The sequence below is a fragment of the Oerskovia gallyi genome (assembly GCF_014836745.1).
GTDB classification, from domain to species: domain Bacteria; phylum Actinomycetota; class Actinomycetes; order Actinomycetales; family Cellulomonadaceae; genus Oerskovia; species Oerskovia paurometabola.
Genome location: NZ_JACSQE010000002.1, coordinates 337,822 through 364,173 on the forward strand (window position 1 = coordinate 337,822; position 26,352 = coordinate 364,173).

Annotated in this window: 18 protein-coding genes; 8 read left to right on the forward strand and 10 right to left on the reverse strand. The window is 71.7% G+C overall.

The genetic code is table 11. The features are described from left to right. Positions 1 to 96 precede the first annotated feature (96 nt). From mmsB to chvE, 3 genes are all read right to left on the reverse strand, one after another. Positions 97 to 1,269: a multiple monosaccharide ABC transporter permease gene (gene mmsB / locus H9640_RS03955; RefSeq protein ID WP_191789407.1), complete on the reverse strand. Its 1,173-nt coding sequence runs from the start codon at positions 1,267 to 1,269 to the stop codon at positions 97 to 99. Then, a complete protein-coding gene (gene mmsA, locus H9640_RS03960; RefSeq protein WP_191789408.1) occupies positions 1,266 to 2,816 on the reverse strand; it encodes a multiple monosaccharide ABC transporter ATP-binding protein in 1,551 nt (516 codons plus the stop codon). The genes mmsB and mmsA overlap by 4 nt, the downstream gene beginning before the upstream one ends. 143 nt (positions 2,817 to 2,959) lie before the next feature. Further along, complete coding sequence (gene chvE, locus H9640_RS03965; RefSeq protein WP_225226712.1) at positions 2,960 to 4,087, reverse strand: multiple monosaccharide ABC transporter substrate-binding protein; 1,128 nt, start codon at positions 4,085 to 4,087, stop codon at positions 2,960 to 2,962. Positions 4,088 to 4,360: 273 nt separating this feature from the next. Here chvE and H9640_RS03970 point away from each other — a divergent pair, with 273 nt between their 5' ends. From H9640_RS03970 to H9640_RS03995, 6 genes are all read left to right on the forward strand, one after another. Further along, the gene (locus tag H9640_RS03970) at positions 4,361 to 5,614 is read left to right on the forward strand and encodes an ROK family transcriptional regulator (protein ID WP_191789410.1); all 1,254 of its coding nucleotides are present in this window, start codon (positions 4,361 to 4,363) and stop codon (positions 5,612 to 5,614) included. Between the two features lie 85 nt (positions 5,615 to 5,699). Then, entirely contained in the window at positions 5,700 to 6,467 is a 768-nt protein-coding gene (locus H9640_RS03975; RefSeq protein ID WP_138825348.1) for an ATP-binding cassette domain-containing protein, read from the forward strand. 464 nt (positions 6,468 to 6,931) lie between these two features. Continuing rightward, positions 6,932 to 9,040, forward strand: coding sequence for a glycosyltransferase family 2 protein (locus tag H9640_RS03980; RefSeq protein WP_191789411.1), 2,109 nt, complete (start codon positions 6,932 to 6,934; stop codon positions 9,038 to 9,040). Beyond that, positions 9,004 to 9,372: an STAS domain-containing protein gene (locus H9640_RS03985; RefSeq protein WP_191789412.1), complete on the forward strand. Its 369-nt coding sequence runs from the start codon at positions 9,004 to 9,006 to the stop codon at positions 9,370 to 9,372. The genes H9640_RS03980 and H9640_RS03985 overlap by 37 nt, the downstream gene beginning before the upstream one ends. Beyond that, a complete protein-coding gene (locus H9640_RS03990) occupies positions 9,372 to 10,583 on the forward strand; it encodes a glycoside hydrolase family 26 protein (protein ID WP_225226650.1) in 1,212 nt (403 codons plus the stop codon). The genes H9640_RS03985 and H9640_RS03990 overlap by 1 nt, the downstream gene beginning before the upstream one ends. A 1-nt stretch (position 10,584) precedes the next feature. Further along, positions 10,585 to 11,496 carry a glycoside hydrolase family 16 protein gene (locus tag H9640_RS03995; RefSeq protein WP_191789413.1) on the forward strand — a complete coding sequence of 304 codons (912 nt, stop codon included), beginning with the start codon at positions 10,585 to 10,587 and terminating at the stop codon, positions 11,494 to 11,496. Positions 11,497 to 11,553: 57 nt separating this feature from the next. Here H9640_RS03995 and H9640_RS04000 read toward each other — a convergent pair whose 3' ends face one another. The 4 genes from H9640_RS04000 to H9640_RS04015 form a co-directional block, all read right to left on the reverse strand. Further along, complete coding sequence (locus H9640_RS04000) at positions 11,554 to 12,066, reverse strand: GNAT family N-acetyltransferase (RefSeq protein ID WP_138825356.1); 513 nt, start codon at positions 12,064 to 12,066, stop codon at positions 11,554 to 11,556. Positions 12,067 to 12,134: 68 nt separating this feature from the next. Continuing rightward, positions 12,135 to 13,124: a carbohydrate ABC transporter permease gene (locus H9640_RS04005; RefSeq protein WP_318243631.1), complete on the reverse strand. Its 990-nt coding sequence runs from the start codon at positions 13,122 to 13,124 to the stop codon at positions 12,135 to 12,137. Then, on the reverse strand, positions 13,121 to 14,092 hold the full coding sequence (locus tag H9640_RS04010) for a carbohydrate ABC transporter permease (RefSeq protein ID WP_191789414.1): 972 nt from the start codon (positions 14,090 to 14,092) through the stop codon (positions 13,121 to 13,123). Before H9640_RS04010 ends, H9640_RS04005 begins: the two co-directional genes overlap by 4 nt. Continuing rightward, positions 14,092 to 15,390 carry an extracellular solute-binding protein gene (locus H9640_RS04015; protein WP_191789415.1) on the reverse strand — a complete coding sequence of 433 codons (1,299 nt, stop codon included), beginning with the start codon at positions 15,388 to 15,390 and terminating at the stop codon, positions 14,092 to 14,094. Before H9640_RS04015 ends, H9640_RS04010 begins: the two co-directional genes overlap by 1 nt. Before the next feature lie 207 nt (positions 15,391 to 15,597). Here H9640_RS04015 and purU point away from each other — a divergent pair, with 207 nt between their 5' ends. Next, positions 15,598 to 16,497 carry a formyltetrahydrofolate deformylase gene (purU, locus tag H9640_RS04020; protein WP_318243632.1) on the forward strand — a complete coding sequence of 300 codons (900 nt, stop codon included), beginning with the start codon at positions 15,598 to 15,600 and terminating at the stop codon, positions 16,495 to 16,497. A 31-nt stretch (positions 16,498 to 16,528) separates the two neighbouring features. Here purU and H9640_RS04025 read toward each other — a convergent pair whose 3' ends face one another. Together H9640_RS04025 and pdxR are read right to left on the reverse strand one after the other, a co-directional pair. Beyond that, a complete protein-coding gene (locus H9640_RS04025) occupies positions 16,529 to 17,236 on the reverse strand; it encodes a hypothetical protein (protein WP_191789416.1) in 708 nt (235 codons plus the stop codon). Between the two features lie 70 nt (positions 17,237 to 17,306). Then, entirely contained in the window at positions 17,307 to 18,836 is a 1,530-nt protein-coding gene (pdxR, locus tag H9640_RS04030; RefSeq protein WP_191789417.1) for a MocR-like pyridoxine biosynthesis transcription factor PdxR, read from the reverse strand. Positions 18,837 to 18,874: 38 nt separating this feature from the next. Here pdxR and H9640_RS04035 point away from each other — a divergent pair, with 38 nt between their 5' ends. After that, on the forward strand, positions 18,875 to 19,900 hold the full coding sequence (locus tag H9640_RS04035) for an aldo/keto reductase (protein ID WP_318243633.1): 1,026 nt from the start codon (positions 18,875 to 18,877) through the stop codon (positions 19,898 to 19,900). 88 nt (positions 19,901 to 19,988) lie between these two features. Here H9640_RS04035 and pulA read toward each other — a convergent pair whose 3' ends face one another. Further along, a complete protein-coding gene (gene pulA / locus H9640_RS04040) occupies positions 19,989 to 26,156 on the reverse strand; it encodes a pullulanase-type alpha-1,6-glucosidase (RefSeq protein ID WP_191789418.1) in 6,168 nt (2,055 codons plus the stop codon). Between the last annotated feature and the right edge of the window lie 196 nt (positions 26,157 to 26,352).

Genomic DNA, 26,352 nt, shown 5'->3' on the forward strand with positions numbered 1-26,352 from the left:
CCCCCCCCCCCCCCCCCCCCCCCCCCCCCCCCCCCGCTGGTCCGTGACCTCGGGAGAGGGTGTGCGCCCTCCCCCCGTCACCTCCTGATCACCGGCTCAGGAGAGCGCGGCGCGCCTCTTGCTCAGCAGGTCGAACGCGACCGCGAGGAGCAGGACGAGGCCCTTGATCGCCTGCTGCCAGGCAGCGTCGACGGCCATGATCGACAGACCCATGTTGAGCACGCCCATGATGAGCGCACCGATCATGGCCCCGGACACGCGCCCCACGCCGCCCGCGACCGCGGTGCCGCCGATGAAGCACGCGGCGATGGCGTCGAGCTCGTAGTTCATGCCCGCCGCGGCCACGCCGGCACCGGCGCGCGAGGTCGTGATGACGGCCGCGACCGCGGCCAGCACGCCCATGTTGACGAAGATGCCGAAGTCGACGCGGCGCGAGTTGACGCCCGACAGCACGGCCGCGTGGCGGTTGCCGCCGATCGCGTAGACGTGGCGGCCGAACACGCTGCGGTTCAGGACGAACGAGTACGCGATGATGAGGATGCCCACGATGAGCAGCACGATCGGCGTCCCCCCCGAGCTGAGCGACAGCCAGTACGTCACGACCCCGATGAGCACCGCGGCCAGGACGATCTTGACGACGAACGCGGGCAGCGGCTCGACCGCGAGCTCGTGGCGACGCAGCGACATCCGCGAGCGCCACTGCGCCACGGCGAACGCGACGATGCCGATCCCGCCGATCACGAGGGTCACGACGTCGAGGTTGCCGACGAACCCGAACCAGTTGGGCACCGAGCCGTTGCTGATCGCGATGAACCCGCTGGGCAGGCCCGCGACCGTGGTGCCGACCAGGACGATCGCGAGGCCGCGGAAGATGAGCATGCCCGCGAGAGTCACGATGAACGCCGGTATCCCGACGTAGGCGACCCAGAAGCCCTGCCACATCCCGACGAGCGCCCCGACCCCGAGGGACAGGACCACGGCGAGCAGCCACGGCAGCTCCCACTGGCTCATCATGATGGCGCAGAGCCCGCCGACGAACGCGACGACCGAACCGACCGACAGGTCGATGTGCCCGGCGACGATCACCATGACCATGCCGATCGCGAGGATCATCACGTAGGCGTTCTGCTGGATGAGGCTCGCGACGTTGTTCGGGTAGAGCAGGCGCCCGTCGGTGAGGACCTGGAAGAGCAGGACGATCACGAGCAGTGCCGCGACGATGCCGTACTGGCGGACGTTGCGGCCGAGGTATTCCCTGACGGCGTTCATCGGACGTCGACTCCCTTGTCCATGGTCATGTAGTGCATCAGTGCTTCTTGGGTGGCGTCGGCTCGCGCCACCTCTCCGGTGATCCGGCCCTGGCTCATCGCGTAGACGCGGTCGCACAGGCCGATGAGCTCGGGGAGCTCGGACGAGATGACGACGACGGCCTTGCCGGCGTCGGCGAGGGCGTTGATGATCGCGTAGATCTCGTACTTCGCGCCCACGTCGATGCCGCGCGTGGGCTCGTCGAGGATGAGGACGTCCGGGTCGGAGTACACCCACTTCGACAGGACGACCTTCTGCTGGTTCCCGCCCGAGAGCTTGCCGGCGATCGCCTCGACGGTGGGCGCCTTGATCCGGAAGTCCGTGCGGTAGCGCTCGGCGACCTGGGTCTCGGCCTGCGAGTCGACGACGCCCCAGCGGGACACCTTGCCGAGCGCGGAGGCCGAGATGTTCTCCCGGATGGTCTGGATGAGGTTGAGGCCGTACCGCTTGCGGTCCTCGGTCGCGTACGCGAGTCCGTGCCCGATGGCCTCGGAGACGCTGCGCGTCCTGATGGGCGTGCCGTTCTTGTAGACGGTCCCGGAGATCTTCGCCCCGTAGGAGTGTCCGAACACGCTCATCGCGAGCTCGGTGCGACCTGCGCCCATGAGCCCGGCCATGCCGACGATCTCTCCGGCGCGCACGGACAGGTTCGCGTGGTCGACCACGACGCGCTCGGTGTCGATCGGGTGGTGCACGGTCCAGTCCTCGATGCGCAGCACCTCCTCGCCGATGGTCGGCTCGTGGTCCGGGAAACGGCTGTCGAGCGAGCGCCCGACCATGCTGCGGATGATGCGGTCCTCGGTCACGAGCTCGGTGCCGTGCAGGTCGAGGGTCTCGATCGTCGCGCCGTCGCGGATGATCGTCACGCGGTCGGCGATCGCGGCGATCTCGTTGAGCTTGTGGCTGATGATGATGCAGGTGATCCCGTGGCTGCGGAACTCGTCGATGAGCTTGAGCAGGTGGGCGCTGTCCTCGTCGTTGAGCGCCGCGGTGGGCTCGTCGAGGATGAGCAGGTCCACGCGCTTGGACAGCGCCTTGGCGATCTCGACGAGCTGCTGCTTGCCGACGCCGATGTCCATCGACTTGGTCGCGGGGTTCTCGGACAGGCCGACGCGCTCGAGCAGGGCCGCGGCCTCGCTCGTTGTGCGGTGCCAGTCGACGATCCCCGCGGAGGCCTTCTCGTTGCCGAGGAAGATGTTCTCCGCGATCGACAGGTGCGGGACGAGCGCCAGCTCCTGGTGGATGATGACGATCCCGCGCGCCTCGCTGTCGCGGATGGTCCTGAACTCGCACGTCTCGCCGTCCATGACGATCGTGCCGTCGTAGGTGCCGTGCGGGTAGACGCCCGACAGCACCTTCATCAGGGTCGACTTCCCGGCCCCGTTCTCCCCGCAGATCGCGTGGACCTCGCCCCGGCGCACGTCCAGCGTGACGTCCTGCAGGGCCTTGACGCCGGGGAACTCCTTGGTGATCCCCCGCATCTCGAGGATGTTGCTCTCGCTGGCCATGGGTCAGCTCCTCACTCGTCCGTTCCGTGGTGGCCCGTCGCCGCGGCGGTGCCGCGGGTCGGACGACCGTCTCGCCCGTCGTGCTGCGCGGACCGTGCCCGGCCCCGGGACTGCTGCCCCGGGGCCGGGCACGGTGCGACCGGTCAGAGGCCGAGCTTGTCGGCCGTGTAGAAGCCGGAGTCGACGAGCGTCGTCTGGACGGTGTCGGCGGTCACGACCTGCGGGTCGAGGAGGAACGAGGGCACGACCTTCACGCCGTTGTCGTAGGTCTCGGTGTCGTTGACCTCGACCTCCTCGCCGTCGACGATCTGCTGGACCATCTTGGCGACCTGGTCGCCGAGCGTCCGGGTGTCCTTCCAGACCGTCATGGCCTGCTTGCCGGCGAGCATGTTCTTCACGTTGGCCTCGTCGGCGTCCTGGCCCGTGACGAGCGGCCAGCCCTCTCCGGCGGAGTAGCCGCTGCCCTCGAGCGCCTGCTCGATGCCGAGCGCGAGCGAGTCGTTGGGCGAGAGGACGACGTTCACCTTCTTGTCCGTGTAGAACGAGTTGAGGCGGTTCTCCATCTCGGACTGGGCCTTGGCGGACTCCCAGCCCTGGATGCCGATCGTGGTCCAGTCGTCGACCGTGGCGGGTGCCTTGCCCGAGGGCACGACGAGCTGGCCCGACTCGACGTAGGGGGTCAGGACGTCCCAGGCACCCTTGAAGAAGAAGCGGGCGTTGTTGTCGTCGGGCGACCCGGCGAAGGGCTCGAGGTTGAACGGTCCGGCGCCGCCCTCGAGGCCGAGCTGCTCGGCGATGAACTCGCCCTGGAGCGTGCCGACCTTCTCGTTGTCGAACGTCGCGTAGTAGTCGACGTGCTCCGAGTCGTTGATGAGGCGGTCGTACGCGATGACCGGGATCTCCTCCTTGGCGGCCGCGTCGAGGACCGGGCCGAGGGCCGTGCCGTCGATCGAGGCGATGACCAGCACGTCGGCGCCCTGGTTGATCATGTTCTGGAGCTGGGTGATCTGCTGGTCGACCTTGTTGTCCGCGTACTGGAGCGTGGTCTCGTAGCCGGCGTCGCCGAGGAGCTCCTCGAGGTGTGCGCCGTCGTTGTTCCAGCGCTCGAGGCTGCGGGTCGGCATCGCGATGCCGATCAGGGGCGTGTCGCCACCGCCGGTCTCGCCGCCGCCCGACTCGCTGCCCGCACGCTCGGAGCTGCATGCCGTGAGGGCACCGAACAGGAGCGTCATCCCAGCAGCGGCCGCGACCGCCTTGCGCATTGACGTCATCGTCATTCCCTTTCGTCGTCGAACCAGGGGGCGGGCCTCGGCTGTGAGGCCCGCGTCGCCTCCGAGCCGCGGAGGGGGGTCCGCGTTGCCTCGGTCGGCACTGGAGCGAAACTAGCCAGGCTTGAGTTAGAGCGTCAAGCGCAGTAACCAGTTCGTGACCTAATTGTGTTCGAGACTCAAACTCAGAGTGGAAGCGGTACCACCGCTGCACCCCCGGAAAAGGCCCGTGTCGCCTCGGTTCTCCGGCCCTCACCAGCGTGTACGCTGCTGCCTGTGAACAACGACCGGTCCACACCCGGCTCGCAGACCTCACTCCGAGAAGCGAACCGAACACGCATCGTGGATGCGGTGAAGCGCTACGGCGGCCTCACCCAGGTCGAGCTCGCCGAGGCCACGGGGCTGTCCACGGCGACGGTCTCGACCATCGTCAAGGAGCTGACCCAGGCAGGGGTCGTCGACACCCGACCCACCTCGCGCTCCGGACGCCGCGCGCTCAAGGTCACGCTCGCGCGCCAGCTCGGTCTGGTCGCGGGCATCCAGTTCGGCCACCGCCACCTCAAGGTCGCGCTCGGCGACTTCGGCCGCACGATCGTCGCCGAGCAGCAGATGCCCCTGCCCGTGGACCACCGCGTCGACACGGGGCTGGACCGCGCGGCCCTGCTCGTCATGGACCTCCTCGAACGCATCGGCGCCTCGACCGACGAGCTCCTGACGGTCGGCATGGCCCTGCCCGCCCCGGTCGACATCTCGACCGGGATGATCTCGGTGCGCGGCATCATGCGCGGCTGGGACGACCTGCACGTCGGACAGGTCATGTCCAAGCGCCTCGCTCGCCCCGTCGTCGTCGACAACGACGCGAACCTCGCCGCGCTCGCCGAGGCCGAGCTCGGGGCCGCCCGCGCGTATCGCGACTCGGTGTTCGTCCGGGTCTCGTACGGGACCGGGGCGGGCGTCGTCGTCGGCGGGCACGTCCACCGGGGGTACGCGGGGACTGCCGGCGAGATCGGCCACGTCCAGGTCGACCCTGCCGGACCCATCTGCCGCTGCGGCAACCGTGGCTGCCTCGAGACCGTCGTGGGGTCGGGCGCGCTGCTCGACCTGCTGCGCACGAGCCACGGGGACATGACCCTGCGCGACGTCATCTCCCGCGCGGTCGACGGAGACCCTGGCTGCCGACGCGTCGTGGCCGACGCGGGCGACCGCATCGGCATCGCGGTCGCGACGCTCGCGAGCGCCATGAACCCTCAGGTCATCGTCGTCGGGGGTGAGCTCGCGGAGACCGGCGAGATCCTCGCCGGCCCCCTGCGCGACGCGGTCCGGCGCCACCTCGTGCCCAACACGATCGCCCCGGTCGAGGTCGTGCTGGGCGAGCTCGGCGCGCGCGCCGAGGTCATGGGCGCGCTCGCGCTCGCCCTCCAGTCGACCGACGTCACGAGCGACGTCCGCCTCGCCCCGGGGGCACCCGGCCCCGTGGGCCTCGTCGCCGCAGGAGACTCCGGCCCCCCGTCTCCGGGAGACCGACCATGACCGCGACCGCACGACCGTCTCGCCACGACGACGTGGCGGGCACGACGGCGCCCCAGGGCGCCCGAGCACGAACAGGTGACAGAACGTGAGCAGCTCCGCCCTCCCCGCCCTGTCGTTGCACGGCATCGACAAGTCCTTCGGCGCGGTCCGTGCGCTCGAGGGCATCGACCTCGAGGTGCACCGCGGCGAGGTCGTCGCGCTCGTCGGCGACAACGCCGCGGGCAAGTCGACGCTCGCCAAGGTCATCGCGGGCGTCCTCGTCCCGGACGCGGGCATCATCGAGTCCGACGGCGTCCCCGTCACCATCCCCAACCCGGCGGCCGCGCACGCGCTCGGGATCGCGACGGTCTTCCAGGACCTCGCGCTGTGCGACAACCTCGACGTCGTGTCCAACCTCTACCTCGGGCGCGAGCTGCGCCACGGACCGCGGCTCGACGAGGCCGCGATGGAGGACAACGCGCGCCGGATCCTGCGCGACCTCACGTCGCGCATCCCCTCGGTCCGCACGCTCGTCTCCGACCTGTCGGGCGGCCAGCGCCAGAGCGTCGCGATCGCACGCACGCTGCTCGGCGACCCGCGCATCGTCGTGCTCGACGAGCCCACCGCCTCGTTGTCCGTGTCACAGACGGCGGAGGTCCTGACGCACATCGAGCGCCTGCGCGACCTGGGGCACGCGGTCATCCTCATCAGCCACAACATGACCGACGTGCGCGCCGTCGCGGACCGGATCGAGGTCCTGCGCCACGGGCGCAACAACGGCTCGTTCTCCGGGCCCGGCACGAGCTACGAGGAGATCATCGCGGCGATCACGGGCGCTGTCGCCGCTCCGCGTCGGGCAGCCCGCCTGGCCTGACGCAGGATCCGACCTGCCTCCGCGCGGCGGGAAGGCCCTGCCACGTCGACGGTCCCGGCGGGCCGCACCCACGGGCCGCACCAGCGGGCCGCACCGGCGCGGGAAGGCGCCCGTCCGCGAGCGCCCCGACGTGTCGTCGCGGTGAACGGGACAGGGACCGGCGCGCCCTGGCGTTACCGCCGGGTTGCCGGCCTGTGGAGATCCGGGCGCAGACCGGACGAACGGCGCAGACCGCCCCGCGCACCGCTTCCCCTGCGAACTTCACCCGCTCTACATTCGAGGCACGACACCACCGGGGGTCCGCTCGACCGGACCGCCCGTCGTCGTGACCGGCACGCAGGGGTGTCGCTGCCCGTCCCGACGTCATCGCCGCCGCCGCTCTCGAGCCGCCGCGCGCCGACCTTCTCGTCGCTCGACGTCCCGGTCCCGCTTGCCGTCTCTCGTCGTCCGACGGAGGAGAACGCATGGGTAGCAGCAGACTGGCCGCGGTGCGGCTCCTGGCCGTGGTCGCGGTGGCCTTCGGGCTCGTGTACATCGGGTGGCGCTGGACGGGGACCGTGGCGTGGGACGCCTGGTGGATCGCGGTCCCCCTGGTCGTGGCGGAGACGTACAGCCTGGGCGAGACCGTCCTGTACTCGCTGACCATGTGGAACGCGAGGCGCCGGCCCCCGGCTCCCCCGGCCCCCGAGGGCCTGAGCGTCGACGTGTTCGTCACGACGTACAACGAGCCCGTGGACCTGGTCCTGCGGACCGCGATCGCGGCGCGCGACATGACGTACCCGCACGCGACGTGGGTCCTCGACGACGGCAACCGGCCCGAGCTCGAGGTCGCGGCGTCCCGCGTGGGCGTCGGCTACATCACGCGCGGTCCCGAGTGGGAGGGGCGGCCACGCTTCGCGAAAGCGGGCAACGTCAACAACGCGCTGTTCCGCACGAGCGGCGACCTCGTCGCGATCCTCGACGCCGACCAGGTCCCGGAGCCGCGCTTCCTGGACCGGGTCCTGGGCTACTTCGCGGACGAGGAGGTCGCGTTCGTCCAGACGCCGCAGCACTTCTGGAACGTGCCGCCGAGCGACCCGCTGGGTACGCAGGCCGAGCTGTTCTACGGTCCCATCCAGCAGGGCAAGGACGGCTGGGGCGCGGCCTTCTTCTGCGGGTCGAACGCGGTGCTGCGGCGTGAGGCGCTCATGGCGCTGGGGCTGACCCGGTTCTCGCGGGACGCGCGCGGTGCGATGCGCGCCGCGCTCCGGGCAGGCCGGTCGCGGCTCCAGGACCTCCTGAGCCAGCTCGCGGTGCGCGAGCCCTCGGCGATGCCCGTCGCCGAGCAGGCCCTGGCCGCGGTGCGCCGGGCCGAGGGGCAGTTCCGGCGCGGCGACGTGCTCGCCGAGATCACCTCGGAGCTGCGATCGGCCTTCACCGCGGCCCTGGTCCAGGCGCCCGTCGCGCCTGTCGCACCTGTCGCGCCTGTGGCGACCGCGGCGACCGCGGCGACCGCGGCGACCGGGACCGTGGAGCCGCCGGAGATCCAGGAGACCCCGTCCCTGCCCGAGGACGTGGCGGGCGAGCTGCTCGCCGAGCTCGACGGGGTGCTCGAGCGCGTCGACGTGGCCCGCACGGACCAGGCCCTGACGATCAACCCGCTCGACACGACCACGATCACCGAGGACATGGCCACGGCGATGCACCTGCACGCGATGGGGTGGACGAGCGTCTACCACCACGAGGTGCTCGTGCACGGGCTCGCGCCCGAGGACGTCGGCACGGCGCTGTCGCAGCGCCTGCGCTGGGCCACGGGGTCGATGCAGGTCTTCTTCCGGGACAACCCGCTCCTGGTCCGCGGGCTCTCGCTGGCCCAGCGGCTCATGTACCTGGGCACCATGACGAGCTACCTGAGCGGGTTCGCCGCTCTGGTCTACCTCGCCGCGCCCGTGCTCTTCCTGACGCTCGGCGTCTTCCCCCTGCATGCGGACCCGGCGCTGTTCTTCCTGCACTTCCTGCCGTTCTTCGTGGCCTGCCAGCTCCTCTTCCAGGTGTCCGGCAAGGGCAGCCGCGGGCTGTGGCGGGGTCAGCAGATGTCGTTCGCACTGTTCCCCACGTGGATCGCTGCGACGCTCTCGGGAGCCTCCGCGGTGTTCCTCGGCCGGCACGTCGCGTTCTCGGTCACGTCCAAGACCAAGCAGGCCACGGGCACGGGCTACCGGCACGTCCTGCCGCAGGTCGTCGTGACCGTGGTCCTGCTCGTGGCCTCGGCGGTCGGGGTGACCCGGATGCTCGCGGGCGAGGCCTCGGCGCCCGCCACGTTCCTGACCCTGGGCTGGGTCGCTGTCGACCTGGCCCTCCTGTCCGCCGCGCTGCGCGCTGCGCGGTACACGGGGCCCGGCGACACCGTCGGGGACCCCGTCCCCCCGTCCGTCGCACTGCTCGCGGCCCAGGCCGTGGGCGACGTGCTCGACGGCGACGACGCACTCCCGACCACGTTCGACCCGACGGAAGTCCCGCTAGACCTCACCGTCCGCCACGTCCCCAGGAGCTCGCCATGGCCGCCTTCGTCAGCGCACCCGACCTCACCCTGACCCATCCCGTCACGAGCATCGACCTCCCCACCGGAGGGCGGCTCGACGCCGCCGCCGTCCTGTCCCTGCGTGAGCCCGTGTCGTCGGCCGTGGCCGACGGTCCGGTGCTCGTCCTGCTCGACGTCTCGGGGGTCGACGGCGTGTCGCCCTCGGGCGTGGCGGGCCTGCTCGACCTGCTGCGCGTGGTCCGGTCGCGCGGCGGGGACCTGCGGATCTTCGGCGCCTCGGCCGCGCTGCAGCACGCGTTCACGGCGCTGCGGCTCGACACGGTCACGCGCATCTACGGCGGCCACGACGAGGCGCGGGGTCTCCTCGCGTCCCGGGCCTCCTGATGGCGTTCTACCTCCCGGGCGGCCGTCGCCGGCCCGGCCTCGTGACGCCGCTCGTGGTCATGATGCTGGGGGTCGGCGCGGTGGGCGCGGGGTTCGCCGTGGCCGGTCCGCCCGCGACCCCGGAGGCTCCCGTGGCCGCGGCGTGCACCGCGGAGGCGGCGAGCATCGTGCCCGACGACGGCACGCTGCTCGGCGTCAACCTCGACTGGGCGTCGGAGACCCTCGAGGAGCACCGGACCTACCTCGACCACGCCCCGGCGGTCGCGGTCCAGTTCTCCGACGTCCCCTACGACCGCGAGACGTGGGAGCACACGGTCAGCGCGGTCACCCAGATGAAGGCCAACGGGGGCGTGCTGCTCCTGACGCTCGAACCGCACGCGGGGCTCGCGGCCATGTCGGACGAGGTGGTCGCGACGCTCGCCGACGACCTGCGGGACGTCAACGAGCAGGGGGTCGCGGTCGTGCTGCGGTTCGCGCACGAGATGAACGGCTCCTGGTACGCGTGGGGCCAGCAGCCGACGGCGTACGTCGAGACGTTCCGTCGGGTCGCGGCCGCGGTCCATGCCGAGGCGCCGGGCACGGCCATGATGTGGGCGCCCAACTACGGCGGCGGGTACCCGTTCACGGGCGGCCAGTTCGCGGCGCTGCCGGGGTCGGCCGACTACGCGGCTCTGGACACCGACGGCGACGGCACGCTCACCATGACCGACGACAGCTACCTGCCGTACTTCCCGGGGGACGACGCCGTGGACTGGGTCGGGGTCTCGCTCTACCACTGGGGCAACCAGCGCCCGTGGGGCAACAACGAGGTCCCCGAGGACGGCAAGTTCCTCGCGATGCTCACGGGCACGTACGTGGGCACGGCGGGGGACGACGCCGCGGTGCCGGACTTCTACACGGTCTACGGCATCGAGCACGGCCACCCCGTGGCGGTGCCGGAGACCGCCGCGATCTACACGCCCTCGCGCGGCGGGGCCGCCGAGCTCGACATCAAGCGGGCCTGGTGGCGGCAGGTGTTCTCGCCCGAGACGCACGAGCGGTTCCCGCAGCTCAAGATGGTCAACTGGTTCGAGTGGGACAAGTACGAGATCGAGATCGACGACGACGTCGACTGGCGGGCAGCGGGCGCCGCCGACGTCCGCGACGCGTTCGTCGCCGACCTCCCGGCGTGGCTGCGCTACGCCGAGGACGTCTCGACCTGCGAGGAGTGACATGCGACCGACCCCGCGCAAGGCACCGCGTCGCGCACCTCGCCCGGGCGTCCTCGTCGCCGCCGTGATCGTCGTGGTGGGCCTCGCCACCCTGGCGGCCGCCGCCGTCGGGCCGCCTGCGTCCGGGCCCGGGGCTCCCCGGATGGGGGCCCCGCCCGGGCCCCTGACCTGGGCCGACGAGTTCGACGGCGCGGCCGGCGCCCCGCCCGACCCCTCGCGCTGGCGTCTCGAGACGGGCGGCAGCGGGTGGGGCAACGGCGAGCTGCAGTACTACACCGACAGCCCGGGCAACGCCTCGACCGACGGCGAGGGCCACCTCGTCATCACGGCCCGTCGGGAGAACCCCGGCGACCTGTGGTGCCACTACGGTCGCTGCGAGTACACGTCCGCGCGGCTCATCACCGCGGACCGCTTCGCCCAGCAGTACGGGCGCTTCGAGGCGCGCATCAAGATCCCGGGCGGGCAGGGCACCTGGCCGGCGTTCTGGATGCTGGGCCAGGACATCTTCACCACCGAGCCGTGGCCCGCGAGCGGCGAGCTCGACGTCATGGAGAACGTCGGCGCGGAGCCGGGCACGGTGTGGGGCAGCCTGCACGGCCCCGGGTACTCGGGCGCGGGCGCGATCCACGCGTCGACCACGCTCCCGGACGGTGAGCGGTTCGCCGACGACTTCCACACCTTCACGGTCGACTGGGCCCCGGGTGCGATCACCTGGTACGTCGACGGCGTCGAGTACTCGCGCAGGACCCCCGCCGACACCGGTGGTGACCCGTGGGTCTTCGACGACCCGTTCTTCCTGCTGCTCAACCTCGCGGTCGGCGGCGACTGGCCCGGCCCGCCCGACGAGAGCACCCCGCTACCTGCGCGGATGCTCGTCGACCACGTCCGGGCCTACGCGTGGGACGAGCCGTAGACGCGGGCGAGGCGCGCCCCCGCACGGGGGACGCGCCTCGCTCGCGGGCGGACGGGCTCAGCCCTGGGCGTCGCTCGCGTTGCGCGCCTCGGCCTCACCCAGGATGCGGCGCAGGTACGTGTACGTGAGGTCGCCCGCGGCCTTGTCGTACTGCTCCTCGTAGCCGTGGCGCGTGTACAGCTCCAGGTTCTGCTTGGAGTCCTTGCCCGTGAAGACCCAGATCTCCGTGGTCTCCTCAGGAAGGTGCGGCAGGACCGCGAACAGCATCTGCGTGCCGATGCCGCGGCCCTGGAGGTCCGGGGCCACCGCGAGCCGCCCGAGCGTGGCCTTGCCGCCCTCGATCTCCACGCGCACCGACCCGACCAGGCGCGGCCCCTGCCACGCCCCGAGCGTGATGACGCCCTGGGTCGCCAGGTCCGCCTTGAGCTCGGCGAGCGTCTGCGTGAGCGGCGGGATGTTCGGGTCCCCGTAGAGCTGCGCCTCGGTGACGAACGCTGCCCGGCGGAGCGTGAGGAGCTCCCCCGCGTGCTCGTCCGTGACGAGGTCCATGGTCATCGGCGTGTCGGTCATGGTCCCATCGTGTCAGAAACGGGCGACCCCGCGGTGCGCGTCCGCGGGTGGAATGGTGACCGTCTCACCTAGCCCTTCACCGCCCCCGCCAGCCCGGACACCAGGTGACGCTGCACGAGCACGAAGAAGACCAGCACGGGCACCGTCATGATGACCGAGCCCGCCATGATCGCGCCCCAGTCGTTCTGGTCGTCCTTGAAGAACGTGAGGATCGCGAGGGGCAGCGTCTGGTTCTCCTGCGCCGAGATGATGAAGGTCTTGGCGAACAGGAAGTCGTTCCACGTCGAGATGAACGAGAACACGCTGACCGCGACCACGCCCGGGAACACGAGCGGGAACAGGATCGAGCGCACGAACCGGAAGCTCTTGGCCCCGTCGATCCGCGCGGCCTCCTCGAGCTCGACCGGGACGGCCGCGACGAAGCCGCGCAGCATCCAGATCGCGAACGGGATCGAGAACGCGAGGTGCACCAGCACGAGCGAGCCGAGCTGGTTGAGGCCGAGCGCGGGGACGGACGCCCCCATGTTCCGGAACAGGAAGAACAGCGGGATCGTCAGGGCCTCGATGGGCACCATCTGCGCGATCAGCACGATCACGAGCAGCGTCGTGCGACTGCGGAACCGGTAGCGCGTGAGCGCGACCGACGCGAGGAACGCGCAGATCGTCGAGAGGACCACCACGGCCAGGGCCACGACGAGCGAGTTGAGGAAGAACCGCCCGAAGTCGTTGACCGTCAGGACCCGCACGAACGAGTCGAGCGTGAGGTCCGTCGTGAACAGCGACGCGTCGCCCGCGTCGATCGCGGCCTTGGGTCGCAGGGCCGACAGGACCATCCAGTAGAGCGGGAACGCGACGACGAGCGCGACCAGGAGCGCCACGGCGTTCGAGCCGGGGTTCTTCCACGCCCGACGGCGCCGCGCACCGCCCGCGCCCGCCCCGCCCCGCGCGGTGGTCGCCCCGGCGTCCGGGGAGCCCGTGCCCCGCACCGCGGACGGTGAGGTGCCGCGCCCGACGGACGCTCCGGCGTCGGGCATGCCGGCGGTGACGCTGGTGCTCACAGGACCTCCCCTGATCGGCGCAGCAGGCGCAGGTAGACGAGCGTGACCCCGAGCAGCAGGAGCGTCATGACGACGCCGATCGCCGACCCGAGCCCGTACAGGTTGGACGCGAACGCCTGCTGGTAGGAGTACACGTTGAGGACGAGGTTCTGCCCGCCGATCCCGCCGCCGTTCGTCATGACGTAGATCTGCGTGAACACCTTGAAGTCCCAGATGATCGACTGGATCGTCACGATGATGATGATCGGGCGCAGCATCGGGACCATGATCGAGCGCGCGATGCGCGGCATCGACGCACCGTCGAGGCGAGCGGCCTCGAGCAGCTCGCTCGGGATCGCGAGGATGCCCGCGTAGACCGTGACCAGCACGAACGGGAACGAGCACCACACGACCTCGGCGCCCACGAGCGCGAACGCCGGCCACTTCTCGGCCGTCCACGAGTGCCCCGCGAAGCCCGACAGGCCGACGTTGACCAACGTCTTGTTGACGAGCCCGAGCGTCGGGTCGAACAGGAAGAGCCAGACCGCGGAGCCCGTCATCGCGGGCGTGGCCCACGCGCCGAGCGCCGCGAGGAACAGGACCGAGCGCACCCACCGGCTGACCCGGGTCGCGAGGACCGCGAGCGCCGAGCCGAGCGCGAGGGTCGCGACGACGCAGCCGGCCGCGAAGACCGTCGTGTTGAGCAGGACCGTCCAGAACTTCGCGTCCCCGAAGAGCTGGGTGTAGTTGCCCAGACCCAGGAACTCGAGCGGCGCCCCGCCCGTGACGTTGGCCTGGCGGTAGTCGTAGAACGACGTGACGACGAGCTGGTAGAGCGGGTACCCGAGCAGGCCGACGAGGATCGCGGCGGCCGGCAGCAGGTAGGCCCACGGTTCGAGCCGGGAGGTCCCGGTCCGGGAGCGACGCGCGGGACGCGGGGGGCGGGCGGACGTGCTGCCCGCCCCCGGTGCGGTGGTGAGCGAGGTCATCAGGGGGCCTCGGAGAACGCCTTGTCCATCGCGGCGGCCGCGGTCTGCGTGGCCTGCTCGACCGTGGCCTGCTTCGTCGCGACGGTCTGGAGCATGGTCTTGATGTCGCCCTGGGCGTCGATCTGGGTCCACGCCGGGGTCGAGGGGACGAACTCGGTGCCCGCCGCGAGGGTCTCGGTGAAGGGCTCGATCGCGGGCGTCGCCGCCGCGACCTTCTCCTGGACGTCGGTGAACGTGGGCAGGTTGCCCATCGCGTCGAACATCTTCTCCTGGTACTTCTTCCCGCCCAGGAGCGTCATGAAGTCGACCGCGAGGGACTTGCGCTCGGTGCTCTTGAAGACGCCGAGGTTGTTGCCGCCCGCGAACGCCGGGGCGATCTCGCCGGCCTTCTCGCCCGGGAGCGGGACGATCGCGTACGTGGCGCCCACGGCCGACTCGTCGACGGCCTTGCGGTTGAAGTCGCCGCCCACGACCATCCCCGCCGTGCCCGCGACGAACTGCTGGACGCTCGCGCTGCCGGTCCACTCGGCGCACAGGGCCGAGGGGCAGATGTCGTCGGCGAGGAGGTTCGTGTACGCCGTGACGCCCGCACGGGACTCGGGCGTGGTGAGCGCCGAGGTGTACGCGCCGTCGGAGCCCTGGGTCGCGAGCGCTCCTCCGCCCGCCCACAGGAACGGCATGGCCGCGTACTGGTACGCGCCGCCCGCCGCGATACCGACCATCTCGGGCTTGGCGGCCCGAATCGCGCGCGCCGCGGTCTCGATCTCGGCGAGCGTCGCGGGGACGGACAGGCCCAGCTCGGAGAAGACGTCCGTGCGGTAGTAGAGCGCGCGGACGCCGATGAACCACGGGACCCCGTAGGTCGCCCCGTCGATCTCGGTCGTGGCGGCGATCGAGGGGGTCAGGTCGCCCGACTCGTCCCAGGCCGCGACCTCCTTGGTCACGTCCGCGAGACCGCCCGCGGCGACGTAGGCCGCGATGTCGGTGTTGCCGAACTCGGCGACGTCGGGGGCTGAGGCAGGGTCGTTGAACGCGGCGTTGAAACGCTCGGCGCGGGTGTCGACGGGGATGTACTGGACGTCGACCTCGACGCCGTCGTGCTCGGCCTCGAACTCCGCGACGGCCTCGTCGACCACCGCGGCCTTGGGGTCCTGGTTGACCTCGGCGAAGAGCCAGACGCGCAGCGTGCCCGTGCTCTCGTCGTTCTCGGCCTCGGTGATCGTGGACTGGGTGGGGGCGCAGGCCGTCAGGGCCAGCACGGCGGCGACGCCGAACGCCGCCAGGCGGGACTTCTTCATATCGACTCCGTCATCGACTCGGGGGCCGGCGTCGTCGGTGGCGCCGGTTCCGGGAGGTTATGCACCCGTTCGCGGCGCGGTCCACGTCGTGGCACCCTCCGTTGCGCACTGCACAATGGAAGACAACTTTGTTGCCTATCAGGCGGTCGGCCGGACGCGGCCCGGACGGAGCCGGTGGACGCGCGACGGCGCGGCTACCCTGGGACCGTGTCCAGCACCTCTCTGTCGAACGTTCCTGCCTCCGGCGCGCCCGACGCGTCCACGCCGACCCACTGGGTCCTCACGCTGTCCTGCCCGGACGGTCCGGGGATCGTGCACGCCGTCACGGGGACGCTCGCCGAGCACGGTGGCAACATCACCGAGTCGCAGCAGTTCGGCGACCCGCTGTCCGGGCTGTTCTTCATGCGCGTCCAGGTCGAGTCGACCGCGTCGCGCGACGAGCTCGAGGGCGCCCTCGCCCCCGTGATCGAGTCGTTCGACATGACGTGGAACCTCGACGTGGTCGGGCGCCGCGTGCGCACCCTCGTCATGGTCTCCAAGGCCGCGCACTGCCTCGTCGACCTGCTCTACCGCGAGCGCTCGCAGGGCATGCCGATCGAGGTCGTGGGCGTCGTGGGCAACCACCGCGACCTCGAGGACATCGCCGCGTTCTACGGCAAGCCGTTCCACCACGTGCCCGTCACGCGCGACACCAAGGCCGCCGCCGAGGACCGCCTGCGCGAGCTCGTGGCCGAGCTCGACGTCGAGCTCGTCGTCCTCGCGCGCTACATGCAGATCCTGTCCGACGACCTGTGCCGCGACCTGTCGGGCCAGGTCATCAACATCCACCACTCGTTCCTGCCGAGCTTCAAGGGCGCCCGCCCCTACGCGCAGGCGCACGACCGCGGCGTCAAGCTCATCGGCGCGACGTCGCACTACGTGACGGGCGACCTCGACGAGGGACCGATCATCGAGCAGGACGTCGAGCGCGTCGACCACTCGCGCGCCGTCGAGGACCTGGTCGCGCTGGGCGAGGACGTCGAGCGCCGCACGCTCGCGCGGGCCGTGCGCTGGCACGCCGAGCACCGCGTGCTGCTCGACGGGCACCGGACGATCGTCTTCCGCTGACCTGCGCGCCACTGCTGCACGCTCGGCGCAGTCACGGCTCCGTGGCCAGCCGGACCTCGACCGGGGTGAGCCCCAGGTCGAGGACGCCCGTGGTCCACGGGGAGACCCATCGCCAGGCCTCGGGCAGCGCCTCCGGGGCGGGTCGCGCCCAGACCGACACGTCAGCGCCTGAGACGGCGATCCTGACGCCCTCGACCGCCGACGGCGGTACGTCGCGGGCAAGGTCGACGAGCGCGGCCAGGCGGCCCGCCAGGGCAGGGTCCTCGCACTGCAGGGTCATGGGCGCCGCGTCGGTCGTGACGGCGAAGAGGTAGTCGGCGCCGTGGTCCCCTTCTCGGCCCCCGTGCTCGCACAGTGCGGCAAACACCTCCTCGAGCTCGGCGGGTGTGCCGGAGACCGTGACGTCGATCGTCTCGGAGCGGGCGTCGTAGCCGGTCTGCACCATGCTGGCAGGCTCGACGAGGTCCACCACTCCCGGCATGGGTACCAAGGTGTCGAGGAACGCGTCCCGGCGCGCGGTGGCCTCGACGTCGGCCGTGCGGTCGGGCGCATCCGGGACGACCAGGCCGATGACGACGGCCGCGACACCGATCAGGACCCCGACGAGGACCACGCTGACGACCAGGGCGAGGACCGTGCGACGCCGCTCGGCCGGTCCTCGCGCCTCGGCGTCGTCGCCGGCGAACGCCGACGTGCCCGAGCCGCTGACCTCTGACGTGTTCTCCCCCGCGCGAACCATGGCCCGAGCATACGGACCGACCACCTGCCTCCCTGCGACCCGCCCACGCCAGCGCCAGCACCGCGCGCCCCTACCTCCCCGCGGCCCGCACCGCCGCCGCGAGCCGCGCCACGGCCTCCTCGACGCGCGCGTCCGCGAGGTTGCCGTACCCGACGACGAGCCGGTCCCTCCCGGCGTCGCGACCGGCGGCCGTCGCCCGGTACCGCTCGACCGCCGCGACGTTGACCTCGCGCAGCGCCGCCTCGCGCACCACGTCCGTGGCCACGACGCCGTCCGGCAGCTCGACCACGGCGTGCATGCCCGCGGCGATCCCCGTGACGAGCGTCCCGGGCAGCGCCTTCCCGAGCGCCTCGACCAGCGCCTGCCGGCGCCGTCGGAACCGTCCCCGCGCAGCGCGCAGGTGCCGTTCGTACGCGCCGGACGTCACGAACCGCGCGAGCGCGAGCTGGTCGGTCGTCGACGGACCGGCCCCGCCCCGGTCGACCACCGGGTCCCGCCACCCCGGCGGCAGCACCGCCCACCCGAGCCCGAACGCGGGCGACAGCGTCTTGCTCAGCGAGCCCAGCAGCACCACGCGGTCGGGCGCGAGCCCTTGCATCGCGGCCACGGGCCGACGGTCGTAGCGGAACTCGGCGTCGTAGTCGTCCTCGACGACCAGCCCGTCGACGTCGCGCGCCCACCCCACGAGCGCCTCGCGCCGCGCGGGCGAGAGGGCCGCGCCCGTGGGGAACTGGTGGGCGGGCGTCACGAGCACGGCGCGCGCACCGGTCCGGCCCGCCGCGGCGAGGAGCGCGTCGACGTCGATCCCGTCGCCGTCGACCGGGATCGGCACGGGCGTGAGCCCCGCGGCGGCCGCGGTCTCGCGCAGGCGCGACCAGCTCGGGTCCTCGACGAGCAGGGCCCGGTGCCCGGCCCCGTGGAGCGCCGCCGCGACGCGCCGCATGGCGTCGTCGGCGCCGTGCGTCACGACGACGTCGCCCCCGCCTGCGCGCACGTGCCGGGCGCGGGCGAGGTAGTCCGCGAGCGCCGCCCGCGTCGCGGGATGGCCGGTGGGGTCGGGGGCCGCGAGGTCCGCGTCGGGCGCCTCGGCGAGGGCCTCGCGCAGCGCGCGGACCCAGGCGGCGCGCGGTACGTGCCGCAGGTCGGGCACGCCCGGCCCCAGGTCGAGTCGGGCCCGGGGTGCGGGCAGCCCTCCCGTGCCCGACGGCGTCGCCCGGGCCTCGGGGCCGGTCGCCCGGGTGCCGGTCCGGGCCGTGAGCGGGACCCTGGTCCCCGACCCTGTCCGGGACTCGAGTGCCCCTTCGGCGACGAGCTGACCGTAGGCCTCGGTCACGACCCAGCGCGAGACGCCCAGGGTGTCGGCGAGCACGCGGCTCGGGGGCAGGGCCGCCCCGGGCGGGACGCGTCCGAGGTGGACGGCCTCGCGCACCGCGTCCTCGAGCCGCCGGTGGAGCGGGCCGGGCCCCGTGCCCAGGTCGAGGACGGTCTCCCAGGCGAGCGCCGTCGTCGGGCCGGGGCTGGGCGGACCGGACGCACGAGGCGAGCGGGGCGGCACCCTCGCCTCGTGCTCGCGCCGCACATTGGTCTGGTCAGATGCCATGCCAATGGACCGTACACCCAGGCCGCTCGACTCCTAGCGTGGAGACCGTCAACCAGCAGCACTCTTCGCAGGAGACCACCATGCGCTACCGCACCCTCGGCGACGGCCGGACGTCGTTCGACGTCAGCACACTCTGCCTCGGCACCATGCTCATGGGCACCAGCACGGACGAGGAGACCTCGTTCGCGATCCTCGACCGCTACCTCGAGGCCGGCGGGACCTTCCTCGACACGGCCAACAACTACAGCCTCTGGGCCGGTGGGCACGGGCGCGACAGCGAGGACCTGCTCAACCGCTGGCTCGTGAGCCGCGGCGCGCGCGACCAGGTCCGCATCGCGACCAAGCTCGGCGCGGCCCAGAAGGACCGCACGCTGCCCCTGTCCAGCACTCCCCCGACCAACTACCAGGGCCTGGCCGCGGAGACGATCGCCTGGGAGGCGCACGAGAGCCTGCGGCACCTCGGGGTCGACCACCTCGACGTGCTCTACGGGCACGTCGACGACCTCGACACCCCGCTCGCGGAGACCGTCGGGGCGTTCGGCAAGCTCCAGGCCGAGGGCGCCGTCGGGATCTCGGGCATCTCGAACGTCGCGCTGTGGCGCGTGGTCGAGGCGCGCGAGGAGGCGCTGCGTCAGGGCGTCGCGCCGTACGGGGTGGTCCAGGAGCAGCTCAGCTACCTCTACCCGACCCCGGACCCCGACCGGCACAACTGGGCCTCGCCCGAGCTGCTCGACTACGCGCGCTCGACGGGGAGCGAGGAGCGGCCCCCGCTCGCGGTCACGGCCTACTCCCCTCTGCTGCAGGGCGCCATGGTGCGCGACGACAAGGAGCTGTGGGAGGGCTACGGGCACCCGACCTCGCTCGAGCGTCGGCGCGTGCTGCACGACGTCGCGCGGCAGATCGGCGCGACGCCCAACCAGGTCGCGCTCGCGTGGCTTCTCGGCGGCCCGGTGCCGGTCATCCCGGTGATCGGGCCGAGCACCGTCGCGCAGCTCGACGAGCTGCTCGGGGCGGCGGACCTGGACCTCGACCCGGAGGTGCGGGCCCGGCTCGACGCGGTCTAGTCCCCGCACGCACCGAGAGCGGAGCCCGTGCGCGACGTGTCCGGCACGTCGCGCACGAGCTCCGCTCTCGCTCGTTCACCCGGAGGCGCTAGCCACACTCACGCGCGGCGTACGACACGTCGTAGCCCGTCCGGACCTCCTTGCCGTCGATCGTCGCCGTGCCCGTGACAGTGGCCGTGGCGGCGGGGACCTGCGTCTGGCGGGTCGCGAACGTCTGCTGGGCGGACTTGCCCGGCAGGACCCCCGTGAAGGTCTTGGCACCGAACGGCGTCTCGACCCTGACCGTCGCGGGGACTGCGCCGGCGTTGACCGCGCTGACCGTGACGGTCACGCGGCCCGCGACGCACTGGGTGCGCGCCGAGGCGGTCAGCTCGACCTTCGCGGCACGCGGCTCGACGAGCACCGCGACCGTGCGCGCCGGGACCGTGACCGTGCCGGTCACCGCGTCCCACGTGGTCGCCTTGACCACGTCGTCGTGCCCCTCGGCCTGGACCGGCGAGAGCGCGTACTGGCGGCCCGCCAGCCCCGCGACCGTCTGCGTGACCGGTTCGGGCGAGGCGTTGAAGGCGACGAGCGCGCCGTCGAGCTCCTCGTCCACGTCCGCCCCGACCGTGTCGTCGATGCTCATGACGATCACGCCGGGCGTCTGGCCGGTCCCCGCGTCGGGGAACGTGACCTTTTCGTTGACGAGGTCCGCGCTGCCCAGGCGGAACAGGTCCGTCGAGGACCGCAGCCGCAGCAGGTCGGCCGCGTTGTCGGACGCCGTCTCGATGTCCTGCGCGACCGGCTTGAGCGCCGGGTTCGCGAGCAGCGGCGCCATGAGCGGCCACTTCTCCCCGTTGTCGGCCTCGAGCGGCAGACCCTTGCCGAACCCGTTCTCGGTCCCGGTCCAGTCGATCGCGTTGAACCAGTCGCCCGAGTCGTAGCTGTTGCGGTCGAGCGACTTGGAACGCAGCAGGTCGGTGCCCGCGTGCCACAGCGACGGCGTCTGCGACAGGGCCGTCGTGGCGAGCGAGACGTTGTTCATGCGCACCCGGTCGGCCATCGACGTGTCCGCCGGCAGCTTGAGGGTCAGCAGGTCGAACAGCGTCTCGTTGTCGTGCGCGTCGACGTAGCTGATGATCTCCTCGGGCGAGTCCGCGTAGCCCGCGGGCGCACCCCGGTAGTCGATCTCGTCGCCGCGCCGGGTCTCGCCCGTCGAGGTCGTGAACGTAAAGCTGCGCAGGTTGCCCGCGAGGCCCAGCCGGACCAGGTCCGTCTCGTGCCCCAGCGCTGCGAGCTCGTCGGGAGACCCGTCGTTCACCGTGCCAGGCTCCCCCGCCCGGGCGGGCTGCCCGTTCGGGTCGGTCGCGAGGCCCGTGCCGAAGCCCTGCGTGAACGTCGACGCCCCGTCGACGGGAGACCCGCCGTGGACCGCGTCGCGCAGGCGGTCGGAGAACGTGCCGATGCCCGTCCCGCCGAGCTGGCCCTGCGTGGCCTGCTCGAACAGTGCGTTGTCCGCGACCTCGCCGAAGTTCCAGCCCTCGCCGTAGAGGTACACGGCCTTGCCGTCCACGCCGTCCTTCTTCGGCGTGAGCTCGTCGAGCGCGGCCCGGACGTCGAGCATGTTCTGCTTCGAGTGGTGCCCCATGAGGTCGAAGCGGAAGCCGTCGACCTTGTAGTCGCGGGCCCAGGTGACGACCGAGTCGACCATGAGCTTGCCCGTCATGGCGTGCTCGGTCGCGAGGTTCTGGCAGCACGTGCTGGTCTCGACCGCGCCGGTCGTCGTGTTCTGGCGGTGGTAGTAGCCGGGCACGACCTTGTCCAGCACACTCTTGGGGTCCTGGCCGCTGGCCGCGGTGTGGTTGAACACCTGGTCGAGCACGACCTGGAGCCCGGTCTGGTGCAGCGACCCGACCATGGTGCGGAACTCGGCGACGCGCGCGGCCCCCTCCGCGTCGACGGCGTACGAGCCCTCGGGCGTGGAGAAGTGCAGCGGGTCGTAGCCCCAGTTGAAGCCGTCCGTGCCCTGGATCGCGGACACGGCCGCCTGCTGCTCGGTGCCGTCGGGCGCGAAGCCGCTCAGGTCACCGGTGACCGACTGCTCGGCCCGGTCCTCTTCAATGGTCGCGATGTCGAACGTCGGGAGCAGGTGCACCGTCGTCAGGCCCGCGTCGGCGAGCTCGGCGAGGTGCTTCATGCCGGCCGACTTCTTCTCCCCGAACGCGAGGTACGTGCCGCGCTTGTCGGCCGGCACAGTGGCGTCGGCGATCGAGAAGTCCCGCACGTGCAGCTCGTAGATCGTCTGGTCGACGGCCCGCTCCACGACAGGAGCCTTGGTGTCCTTCCACACCTTCGGCTGCGTGCTCTTCGCGTCGAGGTCCACCACGACCGAGTGCGTCGAGTTGAGCGTGAGCCCGAGCGAGTACGGGTCGGTCACGACGTTCGTCTCGACCTTGCCGGTCGACGGGACGAAGACCTCGACCTCGTAGAGGTATCGGGCACCGACCCAGCCGAACTTCTTGTCGGCGTCCTTCCCGTCGACCGTCCACGTCCCGTCCGCCTGGCGCTCGGCAGGGAACTGCCGGGCGTCCTCGGTCTTCAGGTCCGCGGCGTCGCCCGTGCCGGGCCACGCGAGGAGCGTGACCTTCTTGGCCGTGGGGGCCCACAGCGCGAACGACGCCCACTTGCCGTTGGTGTAGATGCTCGCGCCGAGCGTGCGGTCCGCGGCGCCCTCGGCGAACAGGTCGTCCAGGACGCCCGGGAGCTGCACCCCGGTCGTCGCGGTGAGCGGTGCGTCGGCCGCGGGTCCGCCGCGCTGGGCGACCAGGAGCTGACCCGTGAGCGCGGCGGTCGCCGCGTCCACGGAGATCGGCTCGCCGTCGGTGCCCGTGACCCGCAGGGCCACCGCGTCGGCGAGGGCCGGGAAGTCGGCTGCGACGTCGTCGGGCAGGCCGGCAGGGTCCAGGACGAGGGAGTACGACGACGCCCCCTCCGGAGCGACGACCGCACCGTCGGCGACGCTCAGGCCGCCCGTCGGCGCCGAGTGGAGCGTCCAGCCCAGCGTCGCCGGGTCCGCCCCGGCGAGAAGGTCGCGCGGCCACGCGACCAGGTCCTTGCTCACCCAGTGCGCCGCCTGCTGGCCCGTGCCGGGCAGCGGCGGGTCCGCCACCTCGATCGTCAGGACGTGCGTCGCCAGCACGTAGGAGAAGGTGACGGCCTTGCCCTCGGTCGCGCTGAACGAGTAGTTCTGGCCGTCCTTGACGCCGCCGACGCCGTAGTTCTCGGCCCAGCTCATGCCGTGCGTGACCTTGCCCTCGTAGGCGCCCGTGGCGAGCGCCGACGTCGTGAACGTATAGACGCCGTCACCGTCCGGGTCGCGCAACCACGACCCCAGGCAGTCCGGAGACCAAGCTGCCGAGCAGCCGAGCTGGTCCTGGAACGAGCCAGCGACCGTGACGATCGGGCCCTGGGCCGTGCTCGAGAAGTCGTGCGAGACCGGGTCCCAGTAGAACGTCACCGGGCCGCCCGCAGTCGTGTACGTCGCGTTGGAGCCGTCCTTCGCGCCGCCCACGCCGTAGTTGAGGTCCCACGAGCCGTTGATCGCGACCTTGTACTCGTACGTCCCGGCCGGGACGTCGAACGTGCCCGCGTAGACGCCGTCGGCGCGCTTGGTGAGCTTCGCGGCCTCGCAGCCGGGAGCCCAGTCGCCCGCGCACCCCATCTCGGAGTTGTGGCTGCCGGGGACGGTGACCAGGTCGATGTCCGTCGGGGGCTCGACCTCCTCGTCACCGCTCACCGCGTTCCCCACGCTCGCGAACGTCGAGGACGCGGCCCGGTCGCCGTCGGCGTCGACCGTCACGGCGCGGTACTCGACGAGCGTGCCCTTCGCCAGGTCGCTCACGTCGTGGAAGACGCGCGGCGAGGTGTCCTCGGCCGTGCCGAGGCCCTGCCACTCGTCCGACCCGACGACGCGCCACGCGAAGCTGGTCTCGGACCACGCGGCGTCGTCGACGTCCGCGCTGACCGGGGCGACCCCGGTGAGTCCCGCTCCCGCGGCCGGGACCGTGACCGACACGTCGCCCGTCGACTCGACGCCCACCGTACGGTCGGCCTTCAGGACGACCGAGCCCAGGGCCGGGACCGTGAGCGAGACCGTGCCGTCGGCACCTGCCGTGACGGGGTCACCCCCGAGGAGCGGCGTGTACGTCGCTCCCGGCGTGAGCGTCGTGAAGCCGACCGTCTTGGCCGCGGTCGAGTTGTTGAGCCCCACGAGGTGCTCGACCTTCTCGGTGCGGTCCACGCGCGAGAAGGCGTAGACGCCCGCGCCCGAGTCCGTGTAGCGCTCGATCTGAGCCCCGGTGGCGAGCGCCGGGTTGTCGGCACGCAGCGCGGAGAGCTCCGCGATGTGGGTGTAGAGCGGCGACGTGGTGTCGTAGCGGTCCTGGCTGCCGGCCGTCTCGCCCGTGACGAGCGGCTGGTCCGCGTACTCGCCGACCTGGGTCGCGAACAGCGACTGACGAGCGTTCTTGTCCTTGCCGTCGCCCACGCCCGCGAAGCCCTGCTCGTCGCCGTAGTAGACGACGGGCTGGCCGCGAGTGAGGTACATGAGGTCGTGCGCGAGCTCGTCGCGACGCTGCGCGTCACCCGTGGTCTGCAGCAGGTACCCGATCCGGCCCATGTCGTGGTTGCCGAGGAAGGTGGGCAGCGCCGAGGCCGACGAGTCGGGCGTCGTGTACATGTCGTCGCTCGCGAAGAGCTGGGACAGGCCCTTGGCGCTGTTGCCGCTCGCGAAGCTCGCGGCCGAGGACTGGAAGGCGAAGTCGAGGACCGAGCTCATGTCCGTCCTGCGGACGTACGGCGAGAGCTTGGCGGCGTCGGCGTCGTAGATCTCGCCGAACATGAAGAAGTCGTCCTTGCCCTTCGAGTGGGCGTAGTCGAGGACCTCGGTGGTCCACGTCTCCCAGAACTCGAAGTTGACGTGCTTGACCGTGTCGATGCGGAAGCCGTCGATGCCGAGGTCGACCCAGCCCTGGTAGACGTCGACGAACCCGTCCACGACGCGCGGGTTCTCGGTCATGAGGTCGTCCAGGCCGTCGAAGTCGCCGTAGGTGACCGACTCGCCGGACCACGTCGAGTTGCCGCGGTTGTGGTAGAGCGTCGTGTCGTTGAGCCACGCGGGGACCTTGGCGTCCTTCGCGTCGTCGGCGACCACGGGCGTGTAGGGGAACGACGTCGCGGGGTCCATCGCGGGGAACGTGTCCTTGCCCGCGTGGTCGGCCGGGTCGAACACGTTGCCCGCTGCGTCCTTGTACGGCGCGGTCGCCTGGTCGACGTACGAGTACTGCTTCTGCTCGTTGTCGATCAGGTCGGCCGTGTGGTTGGTGATGATGTCGAAGTAGACCTTGATGCCCTTGGCGTGCGCCTCGTCGATGAGCGCCTCGAGCTCGGCGTTGGTCCCCAGGTGCGGGTCGATCTGCGTGAAGTCCGTGACCCAGTAGCCGTGGTAGCCCGCCGAGGCGTTCTCGCCCTCGCCCTGGACCGGGTTGTTCTTGAACGACGGCGTGAGCCAGATCGCGGTGGTCCCGAGTCCCTCGATGTAGTCGAGCTGGTCGCGCAGGCCCTGGATGTCGCCACCCTGGTAGAAGCCCTTGTTCGTGGGGTCGTAGCCCGAGCGCAGCGCACCGCCCTCGATGCCGGCCTCGTTGTTGGTCGGGTCGCCGTCCGCGAAGCGGTCGGTCATGACGAAGTAGAACTGCTCGTCCGAGCCCGGCTGGCGCACGGGCGGGGTCACGATCGGCGCGTCGGTCGCCTCGTCGTAGGCTCCTCCGAGCCCGACGGGCGCGAGCGAGACGCGCTTGGCGACGTCGTCGAACGTGAAGCGCAAGGTCGTGGGGCCGCCGACGACGAGCGGGATGTTGTCCGCGCCACCGTTCAGGCCGTACGCCTCGTCCCACGAGTCGTTCACGGCGACCTTGTACTCGTAGGTGCCCGCGGGCACCTGGAAGTCGGCCGAGAAGACGCCGTCGGTGCCGGTCGGCACGAGCTCGGTCGCGGCGCAGGCCGGGTCCCAGTCCGCCGCACAGCCCGCCTCGTCCTGGAGGCTGCCGACGAGCGCGAAGGTGCGCGGCGCATCGTTCGCGGTCGCCGCGGGGCCGGTCGCCGCGTTGGCGACGGCCGTGAAGCCGGTCAGCCCGGTCAGCGCGACCGATATCGCCGCGAGGGAGGCTGTGGTGCGGCGCGGTCTGGAGGACCGCCTGGGGGCAGGTGCTGGCATGAGGACTCCCTTGTCACCGGGGAGTCGGACGTGCGAACGCACCGCCGGGCGACCGAGCCTCTGCGCTCCGCGTGGTCTCCCGAGCCGGGCGCTCCCCGCCGCCGGCTGACCCAGACTGTAGCCCTTGCAGAAAGTTGCAGCAAGAGTTTGTTGTCCGGAGACGCCGAACGAGGCCGGTCGGGCAGCTCGGCTGAGC

Excerpts from the sequence above, each read along its gene's own strand:
- mmsB (WP_191789407.1), bottom strand. The coding sequence starts at position 1,269 with ATGAACGCCGTCAGGGAATACCTCGGCCGCAACGTCCGCCAGTACGGC.
- mmsA (WP_191789408.1), bottom strand. The coding sequence starts at position 2,816 with ATGGCCAGCGAGAGCAACATCCTCGAGATGCGGGGGATCACCAAGGAG.
- chvE (WP_225226712.1), bottom strand. The coding sequence starts at position 4,087 with ATGACGTCAATGCGCAAGGCGGTCGCGGCCGCTGCTGGGATGACGCTC.
- H9640_RS03980 (WP_191789411.1), top strand. The coding sequence starts at position 6,932 with ATGGGTAGCAGCAGACTGGCCGCGGTGCGGCTCCTGGCCGTGGTCGCG.
- H9640_RS03985 (WP_191789412.1), top strand. The coding sequence starts at position 9,004 with ATGGCCGCCTTCGTCAGCGCACCCGACCTCACCCTGACCCATCCCGTC.
- H9640_RS03990 (WP_225226650.1), top strand. The coding sequence starts at position 9,372 with ATGGCGTTCTACCTCCCGGGCGGCCGTCGCCGGCCCGGCCTCGTGACG.
- H9640_RS03995 (WP_191789413.1), top strand. The coding sequence starts at position 10,585 with ATGCGACCGACCCCGCGCAAGGCACCGCGTCGCGCACCTCGCCCGGGC.
- H9640_RS04000 (WP_138825356.1), bottom strand. The coding sequence starts at position 12,066 with ATGACCGACACGCCGATGACCATGGACCTCGTCACGGACGAGCACGCG.
- H9640_RS04010 (WP_191789414.1), bottom strand. The coding sequence starts at position 14,092 with ATGACCTCGCTCACCACCGCACCGGGGGCGGGCAGCACGTCCGCCCGC.
- H9640_RS04015 (WP_191789415.1), bottom strand. The coding sequence starts at position 15,390 with ATGAAGAAGTCCCGCCTGGCGGCGTTCGGCGTCGCCGCCGTGCTGGCC.
- H9640_RS04025 (WP_191789416.1), bottom strand. The coding sequence starts at position 17,236 with ATGGTTCGCGCGGGGGAGAACACGTCAGAGGTCAGCGGCTCGGGCACG.
- pdxR (WP_191789417.1), bottom strand. The coding sequence starts at position 18,836 with ATGGCATCTGACCAGACCAATGTGCGGCGCGAGCACGAGGCGAGGGTG.
- pulA (WP_191789418.1), bottom strand. The coding sequence starts at position 26,156 with ATGCCAGCACCTGCCCCCAGGCGGTCCTCCAGACCGCGCCGCACCACA.